Annotated in this window: 12 protein-coding genes and 1 pseudogene; 1 reads left to right on the top strand and 12 read right to left on the bottom strand. The window is 70.1% G+C overall.

What is annotated here, in order from left to right; genetic code table 11:
• The first annotated feature begins 329 nt into the window (after positions 1–329).
• Positions 330–1364: a LacI family DNA-binding transcriptional regulator gene (locus tag KBX63_RS08575; protein ID WP_210910431.1), complete on the top strand. Its 1035-nt coding sequence runs from the start codon at positions 330–332 to the stop codon at positions 1362–1364.
• 458 nt (positions 1365–1822) lie between these two features.
• Here KBX63_RS08575 and KBX63_RS08570 read toward each other — a convergent pair whose 3' ends face one another.
• From KBX63_RS08570 to KBX63_RS08515, 12 genes and pseudogenes are all read right to left on the bottom strand, one after another.
• Positions 1823–3748, bottom strand: a complete 1926-nt coding sequence (locus KBX63_RS08570) for a S9 family peptidase (protein WP_307871665.1) — start codon at positions 3746–3748, stop codon at positions 1823–1825.
• Positions 3749–3763: 15 nt separating this feature from the next.
• Positions 3764–4028, bottom strand: a pseudogene (locus KBX63_RS08565) (IS3 family transposase); the annotation flags it as partial.
• A 498-nt stretch (positions 4029–4526) separates the two neighbouring features.
• On the bottom strand, positions 4527–5942 hold the full coding sequence (locus tag KBX63_RS08560) for a tannase/feruloyl esterase family alpha/beta hydrolase (RefSeq protein ID WP_210910429.1): 1416 nt from the start codon (positions 5940–5942) through the stop codon (positions 4527–4529).
• A 314-nt stretch (positions 5943–6256) separates the two neighbouring features.
• Positions 6257–7042 carry an IclR family transcriptional regulator C-terminal domain-containing protein gene (locus KBX63_RS08555; protein WP_210910421.1) on the bottom strand — a complete coding sequence of 262 codons (786 nt, stop codon included), beginning with the start codon at positions 7040–7042 and terminating at the stop codon, positions 6257–6259.
• A complete protein-coding gene (gene pcaC, locus KBX63_RS08550) occupies positions 7039–7419 on the bottom strand; it encodes a 4-carboxymuconolactone decarboxylase (protein WP_210910419.1) in 381 nt (126 codons plus the stop codon). The genes KBX63_RS08555 and pcaC overlap by 4 nt, the downstream gene beginning before the upstream one ends.
• Complete coding sequence (gene pcaD, locus KBX63_RS08545; RefSeq protein ID WP_210910417.1) at positions 7416–8192, bottom strand: 3-oxoadipate enol-lactonase; 777 nt, start codon at positions 8190–8192, stop codon at positions 7416–7418. The genes pcaC and pcaD overlap by 4 nt, the downstream gene beginning before the upstream one ends.
• Positions 8189–9529 carry a 3-carboxy-cis,cis-muconate cycloisomerase gene (gene pcaB, locus KBX63_RS08540; RefSeq protein WP_247661961.1) on the bottom strand — a complete coding sequence of 447 codons (1341 nt, stop codon included), beginning with the start codon at positions 9527–9529 and terminating at the stop codon, positions 8189–8191. Before pcaB ends, pcaD begins: the two co-directional genes overlap by 4 nt.
• Positions 9504–10076, bottom strand: coding sequence for a protocatechuate 3,4-dioxygenase subunit alpha (pcaG, locus tag KBX63_RS08535; protein WP_210910408.1), 573 nt, complete (start codon positions 10074–10076; stop codon positions 9504–9506). Before pcaG ends, pcaB begins: the two co-directional genes overlap by 26 nt.
• Positions 10069–10821: a protocatechuate 3,4-dioxygenase subunit beta gene (pcaH, locus tag KBX63_RS08530; RefSeq protein WP_247661960.1), complete on the bottom strand. Its 753-nt coding sequence runs from the start codon at positions 10819–10821 to the stop codon at positions 10069–10071. Before pcaH ends, pcaG begins: the two co-directional genes overlap by 8 nt.
• 12 nt (positions 10822–10833) lie before the next feature.
• Complete coding sequence (locus tag KBX63_RS08525; RefSeq protein ID WP_210910650.1) at positions 10834–11025, bottom strand: hypothetical protein; 192 nt, start codon at positions 11023–11025, stop codon at positions 10834–10836.
• Positions 11022–11786 (bottom strand): CoA-transferase subunit beta, encoded by a 765-nt coding sequence (locus tag KBX63_RS08520; RefSeq protein ID WP_210910406.1) that lies wholly within the window; start codon positions 11784–11786, stop codon positions 11022–11024. The genes KBX63_RS08525 and KBX63_RS08520 overlap by 4 nt, the downstream gene beginning before the upstream one ends.
• Positions 11783–12601 (bottom strand): CoA transferase subunit A, encoded by an 819-nt coding sequence (locus KBX63_RS08515; RefSeq protein ID WP_210910399.1) that lies wholly within the window; start codon positions 12599–12601, stop codon positions 11783–11785. The genes KBX63_RS08520 and KBX63_RS08515 overlap by 4 nt, the downstream gene beginning before the upstream one ends.
• Positions 12602–12763 lie beyond the last annotated feature (162 nt).

Below are 12763 nucleotides of genomic sequence, written 5' to 3'. Positions count from 1 at the left end.
ACGTTCTTTCACCTCGAGTGTCACTGGGTACCCACTTGATTGAATCGTTTCAGACGGCCAGGACCGGGGGCTCCACGATTGACGATGCGAACGGTGAGGGGCGCCGGACTCGCACCTCGCGACACGGCGGCGATGCGAGATGCGGGTAACGTTTTCCAAGATGTTTCGCCGACCTTAAGAGTCGATACCGACAAGCGTCAAGAGATGCCCGAGCAAGTCCCCGGCATCCGTGAACCGCCGGCAGCAGGCCGCTGCGTTGATCACCGGGTCTGGTTCCGGAGCTGCGCCTCCCCTAGAGTGGGCAACGTTTCCCAAGATGAGGAGATCGGATGCCGAGAGGTCCAGCACCGGCGCGCCGAGTGACGATCATCGACGTGGCCAGGCACGCCGGAGTGTCCACCACCGCCGTGTCCAAGGTGCTGAACAACGCATACGGCGCAAGCTCGCAGATGCAGGCCAAGGTCCGCGCCGCCATCGACGAGCTCGGCTACCGCCCTTCAGCGTCCGCCCGTGGGCTCCGCGGGCAGACGTACACCATCGGCGTGATGTTGCCCGACATTCGCAACCCGTTCTTCGCCGACATCCTCGACGGGATCAACGCCCAGCTCGACGGCACCGATTACCAGGTGCTGATCGCCGCGTCCTGCAACAACGAGCCCGGCGAAGCCCACGTCACCGACGCCATGATCGACCGCAACATGGACGGCGTCATCCTCATCGCCCCGCTGACCTCACGCCAGCGCCTGGAACGCATCGCGGGCACCATGCCCACCGTCGTCGTCGGCCGGCACGGGCACTCGGCCGTCTACGACACTGTCGCCGACGACGACTTCGTCGGCGCCGGCCTGATCGTCGCCCACCTCGCCGAGCTCGGGCACCGCCGCATCGCCCACATCGAACATCACGAGACCAACCCGGTACGGCTCATCGAGATGCCCAACGCCGTGCGCGCTGACGGCTACCGCCACGCCATGCGTGCCCACAGCCTCGGCGAACACATCGACCTCGCCTCCACCACCTACACCCAGCAGGGCGGCTATCTCGGCGCGAAGCAACTGCTCGCCCGGCCGCAGCGGCCGACGGCCATTTTCGCCGGTGCCGACATCGTCGCCATGGGAGTTCTGGACGCCCTCACCGAAGCCAGCCTGTCGGCGCCCGCCGACATCTCCGTCGCCGGCTACGACAACACCACCTTCGCCGCCTTCGGCCCGATTTCACTGACCACCGTCGACCAAGCCGGCAACCAGATCGGCACCAACGCCGCCCGGCTACTACTCGATCGCATCAGCGACAACAACCGGCCCACGACCCAGGTGAAGCTCTCCCCCACCCTTGTTGTCCGGCGGACCACAGCACCCCTGTAGTTGCGGGTCTTGCCGGCCCGTGCTGCCGCAACCAGCAGAAGTCGATCCAATCCACCCCGGGGCGGGTGGCTCTTCGGCTGCCTTTCGGTCCGCTGTGGCTAACTCGGTGTCGGCGGGTGCCCGCCGTTCCCCGTTCGCCGGGCACCCGCTCCTCACCCCGTGAGACAGGGGTGGACGACATGCGGATCAGCATCAGGACCGGGCTGGCCTTCGCCGGGGAGCGGCCGCAGGTGCTCGTCGACGGCCAATCACCGGCTCCTTCGGTCGTGGGCCAACTCCTCCTGGCGTTACGCCAGGCAGGCGTGGCGCAGGTGTCGGCGCCGCGCTGCGCAGGTGTCGGCGCCGCGCTGCGCGGGTTGCGGCAAGGGCCTGGTGAGGAACATGTGGCGACGCGGCGGGCAGTGGTACTTCCTGGTTGGCCGCGGTCAGCCGCATCGGCCGGGCGGTCGGCCGTCGGGTCATCGGAGCCACCGGTCGAACCATGCGCGGGTGCGGCGGAGCACGTCGAGCTGGTGGTTGCGTTCGCGGATCGAGTGGTTCTCTCGGGGATAGACGACGTACTCGTGCTCGACGCCGAACCTGCGTAGCGCACGGTGGAAGAACTCTGCCTGTGATACCGGAACGTTCGTGTCAATCTCGCCGTGCAGGATCAGCACGGGCGTGCGGACCTTGGAGGCGTACGAGATCGGGCTGAGCCGGTCGTGGCGGTGCGGACCCGTTCCTTCCCAGCCGCTGCTACCACCGAGGGCAGCCTCGAACGGCCCCTGTTCTCCGGTTGCGGCGAGCATTCCCCAGTCGCTGATTCCGGCTCCCATTACGGCGGCCTTGAACCGGTCGGTCTGCCCGACCGCCCAGGCGGCCATGAAGCCGCCGTGGCTCCAGCCGCCGATGCCCAGCCGGTCGGGGTCGGCGACGCCATCGGCGATGAGTAGGTCGATGCCGGCGCAGATGTCGGTCCACTCGTCGAGGCCGACCGCGCCGGCGACGCGCAGGGCGAAGTCGTGGCCGTGCCCCTGGCCGCCGCGCGGGTTCGGCAGAAACACGGCGTAGCCGGCGGTCGCCAGCCACTGGCCGGACGGGTCCCAGCCGAGCATGAGCCGGTCGGCGTGCCGGTCGTACGGGCCGCCGTGGACCAGTGTCACCAGTGGAAAGGGCCCGTCCTTGTGGGACCGGCCGGCGGGCAGGATCAGCAGGCCGTCCAGCGTCAGCCCGTCAGATGCCTCGTACGACAGGCGTTCCTGGACACCCCACCGGATGCTGCGGAGTTCGGGCCTGAGGTCGGTCAGCCGCGTCAGCGGCCCGCTCCTGGGGCCGGCGTAGATGTTTCCGGGCTGGTAGGACGTGCTGACGACCGCCGCGATGGCGTCACCGTGCCGGTTTGTGGTCAACGACGTGGCGAGGCCGTCGACCCGGGACACCTCGACGAAGGTGGGCCCGGCTGGATCGAGCCGGTGGATCGCGGTATCGAGCCCGTCGGCGACCAGCGCCAGCGGCGGACCGGTGTCGACCTGAACCAGGTTGCTCGGGCAGATGGGCCTGCCGACGGTCAGGTTACGGTGCTCGCCCACCGGCCCGTTCACCGGCACGGCGACATCGAGAACCGCGTCTCCGCCGACCAGAGCGGGCGGGGTCTTCGCGACATATGCCAGGTGCCAGCCATCGTAGGCGGACCACCAGACGAGCGACGACGCGTTCGCTGCGGCCGGGCCGAGGTCCCGCGTCCCGCCCCTGTCCGGATCGAGGAGGTGGAGACCGGGCTCCACAAGGCCCGGGTCCACGTCGGGGGTCGACCAGGTCAGTACCGCCAGGATTCGGTCGTCGGGCCGCTGGGCCACCTCGACGACATGGCGATCGGCGAACGCATCCGGTGTCCGGATCTCGCGGCTCCGTACGTCGAGCAGCCGCAGCCGGTCCGGGCGTACGCGTTCACCCCACACCCGAGCGTCGTCACGCTCCCTGCCCCGACGTTCGTCCTCAGCGGACGGTTCATCGGCTGCGATCACCACGACCAGGTCCGGATCGGCTAGTGGAAGGTACCCGGACACCCCAACGGCCCAGGATGTGACCGCCTCCACGATGCCGTCGACCAGCCCTACCCGGTGCAGTTGCGCCGTGCCACGCTCGGCCCGGTCGGAGAGAAAGTAAATCAACAGCGAATCTCCGGCCCACCGCGGCGCTGAATCGTACGCCTCACCCGAAGTCAATCGTCGCGGAGATCCGGTCCCGTCGACGGCGGCGACCCAGAGTTCGCTGACCGGGTGATCACCAGCCCGCCCGACCGGGGCCACCACGTAGGCGACCCACTTGCCGTCCGGCGACAGCGCCAGTGCGTGCGGAACACGACCATCAACCACCAACTGGGGGGTGAGCTGTGCACGGGCCACCGACGCACAGTATCGATCAACTACTACGGCGGCCAACCGCTGCCGCAAACCGCGCTTGGCGAACACCGACCAGATCCGCTGTTGGGAACAGCCGCGCGACCCGGTTCGGGCCGGCGGTGATGCCGTGGGCGGGGAGTTCGTCGGCGATGAACCGGTACCCGAACGCGGGGTCGTCGTGGTGGATGTCGAGGGCGGCGTTGATCAAATACGCGTCGTCGAAGTCCCGACGGGTGACAGGGGTTTTCTTCCACGCGACGCCGACCCCGACGACATAGCCGAGGTCTATCGGCGGCTGGGCCTGCGGCTGACCTACCAGACAGAAACGCAAACGGTGCGCGCTGCAGTGGATCTCAGCGCGCACCGTGGGGTTATGGTTCGTGTCCGCGGGGGGATCTCAACCTTGAATCGATGACCGTCGTTCATGAGGACCTACAACTGATTCCCAAATGACGGCAGCAGTCGTTGCTGGTGCCCGTTGTTTGCGCGGCGGCGGCGCAAGACGACGATCGGGGTCGGGGCTGCTGCCGCCCGATCGCCCTTGGCCGGCGCCTCCTCCGCCTCGCCGTCGACGCCCGGCACATACAGCCACGCCAACTCCGCACCAGGCCAGTTCGCCCTCAACGACGCCACCTGCACGATCGCCTGCCCCGTCCCGGGGAACCCATGGCGGCTTCGCCATCCCGAGGCGGTCCGTCTGTGGGCGTCTCCGGTTCGGCGAGCCGACCCACGCGGTGCGGTGGCTCCGGTATCCATCTGCCGGAGCCACCGCCCGCGGTGGTCAGCGGTAGTTGCTGGCGCAGGTGAAGTTCTTCGCCTCGCTGGTGCTGCCGTGGCCCTTGTACCTGGCCACGAGCGGGTACTGGCAGACGGGGCGGCTGAGTACCGGGTTGCCGGCCGAGTCGTTTCGCTGCCCGGTCAGCTGATTCGGAGCCTTGCCCCGCTCGACCCAGTTCACGACCGCGTCCAGGAGGTTCGTGGGTGCCGCACCCTGGCCACCGCCGCAGTGCCCGACGCCGGGTGCCACGAAGAAGCGGGCGAACTTCTGCGTCTGCTTGGTGCCGCCCATCGCCGCCTCCAGCCGCTGGTAGTAGTCCACAGTGCCGCGGAAGAAGATCAGCGGATCGGCGGTGCCATGCCAGAAGGCCACCTTGCCACCAGCGTCGCGGAATGCGGACAGGTCCGGGTCGTCGGTGGCGATCACGGCCTGGTACTGGAGCACCGACTGCTGGAAGAGCAGCAGGTACTGGTCGTACGTCATGGTCCGCCAGTCCCAGCCCGGGTTCTGCAGCAGGAAGTACCGGAACCACTCCAATCCGACGCCGAAGGGCAGCTGTGTGCCGTTCGCGCTGTTGTTCAAGCTCTGCAGGTTGGCGCCGCGCTCCAGGCCGTACCAGAGGAACTCGCCTTCGGCGTCGCGCGGGCCTTCCCAGATTTTGTTGACCAGGTCCGCGTCGGCGGCGGTGAAGGTGCCGCAGTCGGTTGTCGTGCCGACCAGTTTTCGGGCGTCGAACCGGCAGCCCTGCCAGTCACCAATCATCCCGTCGGTGACCCCGTCGCGCGGGTCACATGCGGTGATCGCGGCTTCGGCCGCCAACGCCAGCTTGCACGGCGCGACGACGTTGCCAGAGAGCATCATCTGCAGCTGTCCCCAGAACTGCGCGGGGTGGAACTTGGTCCAGTTGACTGCCGGGGAGGCGGCGGCGATCCCGTCGTAGTCGCTCGGGTATCTCTGCGCCTCCATCAATGCCTGCCGACCGCCGGTAGAGCAGCCGTTGAAGTAGCTGTAGAAAGAGGAGCCGCCGTAGAACGCCTTGACCAGGGCCTTGCCTGTCACCGTCATCTCGTGGATGCCGAGGTAGCCGAAGTCGGCGATCAGCTGCCAGTTGAGCGTGCGGTCGGGGTTGAGCGCGAAGCTGCCGCTGCCGCCGGTGTGCCCGGCGTCCGTCGCCGCGGCGGCGTAGCTGTCCCGCAGCGCGGCGGCCGGGGTCGCGGTCGGCGAGCCGCCGGAGAAGCCGCCGCCGCCGGTGCCCTGGAACCGGCCGTTCCAGTTCTCGGTCGGCAGCCACACCCCGATCCTGACCTGGTCCTTGGCCGGTGGATTGGTGACGGTCAGCTGCACCGCGCAGTGCGCCGGGACCGACGCGGTCGCCGGGACCGAGGTGGCACTGAGGACCGTGGTGTGGGGGAGGTTCACCGATGCCAGACTCGCGCAGCTGCGAGCCGGGCGGTTCGGGCCCGCGGCGCTGGCGCCGGGTCCGACCGACAGGACAAGCGCGGCGCTGGTGAGCAGGGCCAATCCGCTGAGATAACTGCGTCTGGATCTCATCATCCGTCCTTCCGGTGGAGGTGGGGATACCGTCGCTCCCACCGGAAATCAGGGCAATGAAGTGCTTCCGGCAGATGGAAGGGTCTGGATGGATCCCGCACCACCGGGTCTGCGGATGGTTCGGCTCTGCACGACGCAACTGGATCCGTCGCGCCTGGCCGACGTCGGGCCGGGCGTGGCGTTCACCGGGTCAGGCCGGCTCGCAGGTCCTCCTCGATGCGCTTCGCGGCTGCCAGCAGCGGCGGAAGCAGCTCCCGGCGGATTACCTCGGACGACCCACGGCTGGCATGGGCGGAGACGTTCACCGCCGCGACCACCGCCCCGTGCTCGCCACGAATCGGCGCGGCCAGCGACCGCAGCCCTTCTTCGAGCTCCTGGTCGACGATCGCGTACCCCTGGGCAGCGATTTTCACCAGCAGGGTACGTAGTTTCGCTGGGTCGGTGACGGTACGCCGCGTCAGTGGGCGCAGCTCCGCCTTGGCGAGGTAGTCGTCCAGCCAGTCCGCCGGTTGGGCAGCGAGTAGCACCCGTCCCATCGACGTGGCGTACGCCGGAAACCTGGTGCCGACGCTGATCCCGACCGTCATGATCCTTTTGGTCGGGACGCGGGCGACGTAGACGACCTCGTCGCCGTCGAGCACCGACGCCGAACAGGACTCGTGAACCTGCGCGACCAGCGCCTCCATGTGCGGCTGGGCGACCTCCGGCAGACTCAGGCTCGACAGATACGCATAGCCGAGTTCGAGGATCCGCGGCCGAAGCGAGAAGAGCCGGCCGTCGGTGTGCACGTAACCCAACTCGACCAGGGTCAGCAGGAACCGGCGCGCGGCGGCCCTGGTCAGGCCAGTCAGTCGCGCCACTTCGCTGAGCGTGAGCTGCGGGTGCTCGACGTCGAACGCGCGGATGACGGCGAGCCCGCGCTCCAGCGACTGGACGAACTCAGGGGTTCGCGTCGCCTCCTCGGTCACGGGGCCTCCTGCCGCAGAGTCTGTTGGGCCACCTTGAATGCCCGGTTCGCCGCTGGTACGCCAGCGTAGATGCCGACCTGGAGCAGGACCTCAGCGACCTCCTCCGGAGTCAGGCCGTTACGCAGTGCCGCCCGGACGTGCATCGCCAACTCCTCGTCGTGGTGCAGGGTGGCGAGAATGGCCAGGGTGATGCAGCTGCGGGTCCGCCGGTCCAGACCGGGCCGGGTCCAGATCTCTCCCCAGGCGTAGCGGGTGATGAGGTCCTGGAAGTCCGAGGTGAACTCGTCCGTGCCGGCGACCGCCCGGTCGACGTGCTCGTCGCCCAGAACCTCCCGACGGACCGTCATGCCGGCGTCCCGGCGCTCGTGGTCGTTCATCCGCTCACCACCTGCTCGAAGTGTTCCGACAGCAGCCGAGACACCTGCTCGGGCTGCTCGACGTTGGCCAGGTGCGCGGCCTGCTCCAGTACCGCGAGTCGCGCGCCGGGAATCCGCTCGACGATTGCCCGGCCGTGCCGGACGGGCGTCGCTGGATCGTCCCCCCCGGCGACGACCAGGGTCGCGGCCCGGATCCTGGGCAGGTCGTCGCGCAGGTCCATCGCGGCGATGGCCTCGCAGCAGGCCGCGTAGCCGGTCGCGGGTATGGCCGTCAGCATGGCCCGATGCGCGGCGACCACCTCGGGACGGGTGGCGGCGAGGGCCGGAGTGAACCAGCGGGCCACCACCGCGTCGGCGATCACCTCCAGGCCTGCTGCCCGTACGGTCGCCGCCCGGTCCCGCCACATCTCGGCGGGGCCGAGCGACGGGGACGTGCAGAGCAGCGCCAGCCGGTCGACCCGCTCGGGTGCGCGCGCGGCGACCCACATCGCGACCATGCCGCCGAGGGAGAGCCCGGCGTGGTGCGCTCGCGACACGCGGAGGTCGTCCATCAGCGCCAGCAGCTCCCGGCCGAGCTGCTCGATCGTGTACGGCCCGGGTGGCACCGCCGAGAGGCCGTGCCCGAGATGGTCGTACCGGACGACACGGAACCGTTCGGCGAGCTGCGGGACCTGTCGCTGCCACATCGCTGCGGTGGTGCCCAGAGAGCTGCCAAGTATGAGCACAGGGGCGTCTGGCGGGCCGTCCACGGAGGCGTGCAGCTGGGAGGTCATGCCGTCGACCCGCGGTGCGTCGCTAGGGCCTGGCCGACGAACCGGTCGGCCGACCCGAGCCAGCGGCGTGCGTCGAGGGCCTCGTCCACGTCCTGTTCGCTGAGGTGTGCGCGCACGGCGGGGTCGGCGAGCAGCGCCGCGCGGAAGTCCGGTTGGGCGGTGGCGCGGGTGACCAGGTCATGCGCGGTGCCGCGGCCGAGGGCCGGGGCCAGCCGGGCGGCAACGGCCTCGGCGAGGATCAGGCCCCCGGCACCGTCCACGTTGGCCCGCATCCGGGCGGCGTCAACCTGCAGTCCGGTCAGCATCCGGGCGGTGCGTGCGGCCGCCCCGCCGGCGAGGTGCAGCAGGTCGAGCAGAGGCTCCCACTCGGCGTGCCAACCGCCGGTGGCGCGCTGGTGCTCCTGCACGGCCGCGGTGAACAGGGTGGCGACCAGGCCCGGGGCGCGCCGCGCGGCTGCGGTGACCAGAACGGAGTCGACGGGGTTGCGCTTGTGCGGCATGGCGGACGATCCACCGCGCCCGGCACCGCTTTCGGCGACCTCACCCACCTCCGTCTGAGCGAGCAGCCCGACATCGACGGCGATGGTGCCGGTGGCTGCGACGAGCCCGCCGAGCGCGGCGGCAAGGTCGAGCAGTGGTTGACGGCGGGTGTGCCACGGCATCGGCGGGTCGACCAGGCCCAGGTGCGCGGCGAACCGCTCGACCACCGCCGGGCCGGCCGGGCCGAGCGCCGCGAGAGTACCGACCGCGCCGCCGAGCTGTGCGGGCAATGTGGCGCAGATGTGTTCCAGGCGGACTCGCGCTTGCACCAGGCCGAGTAGCCAGCCCGCTGCGGTGAGCCCGAAGGTGGTGGGTGCGGCCTGCTGGCCGAGGGTACGGGCGAGCTGCACGGTGTCCCGGTGGGTGTCGGCGAGGCCGGCTGCGGCGTCGGCGGCGGCGTCGAGGTGGCGCAGCAGTGGTGCGGCGGCCCGGACGGCCATCAGGACCAGGGCGGTGTCGAGCACGTCCTGGCTGGTGGCCCCGTGGTGCACCCAGGGCCGGGCGGAGCCGCTGACCGCGGCGGTCAGCTCGCGTACCAACGGCACCACCGGGTTGCCGGCGGCGTCGGCCGCCCGGCCCAGCGCGGCCAGGTCGTACCGCTCGGCGCGGCATTGCCCGGCAATCGCCTCCGCCGCCGCGGCGGGCAGCAGGCCGCACTCCGCTCCGGCGCGGGCGAGTGCGGCTTCCACGTCCAGCATTGCCTGCAGCAGCGAGGTGTCGCCGAGTTCAGCGTCGACGTCCGTGGCACCGGAGAGCCTGCCGAGTAGCCGGTCAGACGGCGAAGAAGACGGTTTCATGCTCTCCCTGCAAGCGGATGTCGAAGCGGAATCCATCCGGCGCCGGCGTGGCCAGCAGCGTGTCCCGGCGGTCGGCGTCGATGATGCGCAGCACCGGGTCTTCGGCGTTCGCGGCGGGCTCGTCGGGGAAGTAGAGCCGGGTCACGACGCGATGCAGCAGGCCCCGCGCGAAGACGGAGAGGGTGAGGTGAGGCGCCTCGGTCTCGCCGTTGGGGGCGGGCAGCGGTCCCGGCCGGACGGTGAGGAGCGCGTACTGCCCCGCCGCGTCGGTTTCACTGCGCCCGAAGCCGCGATAGCCGGGGACGGTGGAGGGTTGGGCGCCGCGGGGGTCGTCCGGGTGGTCGAACCGACCGTCCGGGTCGGCCTGCCAGCTCTCCACCAGCGCGTCGACCACGGGCATGCCGGCGCCGTCGACGATCCGGCCACGGATCCAGAACGCTCCAGGCGTGCCTTCGGGCACCGCGTACGGGCCGTCGGGCCAGCGCAGGCCGATGTGCAGGTAGGGCCCGACGGTCTGGGCCGGCGTCACACCGAGTCGTTCACTCATCGTCGTCCCCGTCCTCGAAGGGGGTGCTCTCCCGGCCTCGCAGCACGATGTCGAACTCGTAGGCCAGCGCCCAGGACGGGACGGTCCCGGCATGGTCGTACCGGGCGACCATGCGCTCTCGGGCCTTCGGGTCAGGGACGGAGTTGAAGATCGGATCCTGGAAGAAGAGTGGGTCGCCGGGGAAGTACATCTGGGTGACCAGCCGCTGGACGAAGGCCCGGCCGAAGAGAGAGAAGTGGATGTGCGCGGGCCGCCAAGCGTTGTCGTGATTTTTCCAGGGGTAGGCGCCGGGCTGGATGGTGACGAAACGGTAGTGGCCGTGTTCGTCGGTGAGCGCCCGTCCCACCCCCTCGAAGTGGGGGTCGAGCGGCGCCGGCCAGGTGTCGATCACATGGCGGTAGCGGCCGGCGGCGTTCGCCTGCCAGATTTCCACGAGGGTGTGCGGCACCGGCCGGCCGTCGCCGTCCAGCACCCGGCCGTGCACGACGATCCGCTGCCCCTGTGGCTCCGCGTCGTGCTGGCGGGTGAGGTCGTGGTCGAGCTCGCCGATCCTCCCCTCCCCCAGCAACGGCCCGGTGACCTCGGTCAGCCGCTGGGGCAGGTAGGTCAACGGCCGTTGGGGCGCGCGCAGCACCGTCGAACCGTACCCCGGGCTGAGCAGCGGCGGGTGCGCGTCGACGGCGTCGCGCCGGTACTGCGGCAGCGTCAGTCCGCTACCGATCGGATGGGCGGTCTCCTGGGTCATCAGCCTCTCCCGTCAGGCTTCGAGCACGACGGCCAGCCCCTGGCCGACGCCGATACAGATGGCGGCGAGTCCTCGTCCGCCACCCCTGCGGTGCAGCTGCCAGGCGAGCGAGCCGAGGTCGTCGGGGCGTACGCCGGCCAGGCCGCCGCCGTAGCGTCCGATCGGGGTGCGGACCGCGTCGAGGACGTAGACGTCGCGGCTCATCGGGTTCCCTTCGTCGCTTCCAGGGCACGGAGCACGGCGAGTTCGTCCGTCGTGGGTGGCTCGTTCGTGGTGGGGCGGTCGGCGACGGCGAGATCCCAGCCGGTGGCAGCGCGGGCCTGCTCGACCGTGACACCGGGGTGCAGGTGGGTCAGGGTCAGCGCGCAGGTGTCCGGGTGCGGTTCCAGGATGCCGAGGTCGGTGATGACGATGCGTGGACCGCCGCCGCGCAGGCCGAGCCGCTGCCGGTCGCCGGGCCCGGTGCCGTAGCCGAGAGAGGTGACGAAGTCGACCCGTTCGGTGAACGTCCGCAGGTTCTGTCGGACGATGACCACCACCTCCCCGCAGGAGGCGGCGATCTCCGGTGCGCCGCCGGCGCCGGGCAGGCGTACCTTCGGATCGGTGTAGTCGCCACCGATGACCGTGGTGTTGATGTTGCCGTATCTGTCGAGCTGCGCGGCGCCGAGGAACCCGACGTCGATCCGGCCGGGTTGCAGCCAGTAGTTGAACACCTCGGGTACGGAGACCACGGCGTCCGCCGTGTCGGCGAGCACCCCGTCTCCGATCGAGAGCGGGAGACGGTCGGGCTTCGCGCCGAGGCAGCCCGACTCGTAGATGAGCACGAGGTTCGGAGCGTGGGTCGCCCGGGCCAGGTTGGCCGCGGTGCTGGGTAGTCCGATCCCGACGAAGCAGGCAGTGCCGTCCCGCAACTGACGGGCGGCGGCCACCGTCATCATCTCGTCGGCGGTGTACTGATCGGTCATACCATCGCCTCCGACGTCAGCACCTGCCGCCGCATCCAGTCCTGGAAGGTGTCGCGGTCGCGGCTGATGGCGTCCCAGGCCACGTAGAAGTCGTTGTCTCGCACGGAGTAGCTCTGGGCGTAGGAGGGGTGCGCACCGCCGGGCGCCTCGGCCACCGCCGTGACCGCCCAGCCCGGCAGGACCACCTGGCCGGGCACCGGGACCAGCTCGTCGACCACCTCCTCGACGGTGACCAGGGACCGGCGTGCGGCGAGCACCGCCTCCTTCTGCACCCCGGTGATGCCCCACATCTGCACGTTGCCGGCCCGGTCGGCGCGCTGTGCGTGCACCACCGTCACGTCGGGTCGCAGGGCGGGGACGGCGGTGAGCACCTCGCCGGTGAAGGGGCAGGCGATGGTGCGGATGTTGGTGGTGTGCCGGGGCAGGTCGGTGCCGGTGTAGCCGCGCAGGACGGCGAACGGCAGCCCGGACGCTCCGGCCACGTACCGGTTCGCCATGCCGGCGTGGCTGTGTTCCTCCAGCTCCAGCGGTCGCGGCCAGGCGTTCTGCACCGCGTCGCGGAAGCGGTGCAGTGAACCCACACCCGGGTTGCCGCCCCAGGAGAAGACCAGGCGGCGTGCGCAGCCAGCCCCGATGAGCTGGTCGTAGATGATGTCGGGTGTCATGCGGACGAGGGTCAGGTCCCGCCGTCCCTGACGGATGATCTCGTGCCCGGCGGCGAACGGGATGAGGTGGGTGAACCCTTCCAGGGCCACCACATCGCCGTCGCGGACCAGGTCCGCCACGCCTTCGGCCAGCGAGACGAGCTTCGCCATGAGCCTCCCCGCCTTCTGCGAATCACTATGGACCGCGCGCTGTTCGCTATGCGGACTGCCGTACTTATCTCGAACGTAATGCCCTGCGATGGCATCCGTCAACGAGCAACGGACGCACGGCGAACCAGCGTCCGGCGCGTTGCAGAAATGTTGCGGGGACCC

Origin of the sequence: Micromonospora sp. U21, from assembly GCF_018070045.1 — a bacterium.
GTDB lineage: Bacteria > Actinomycetota > Actinomycetes > Mycobacteriales > Micromonosporaceae > Micromonospora.
Note: the sequence above shows the minus strand (reverse complement) of the source record. Positions and strands in the feature narration are given on the sequence as shown.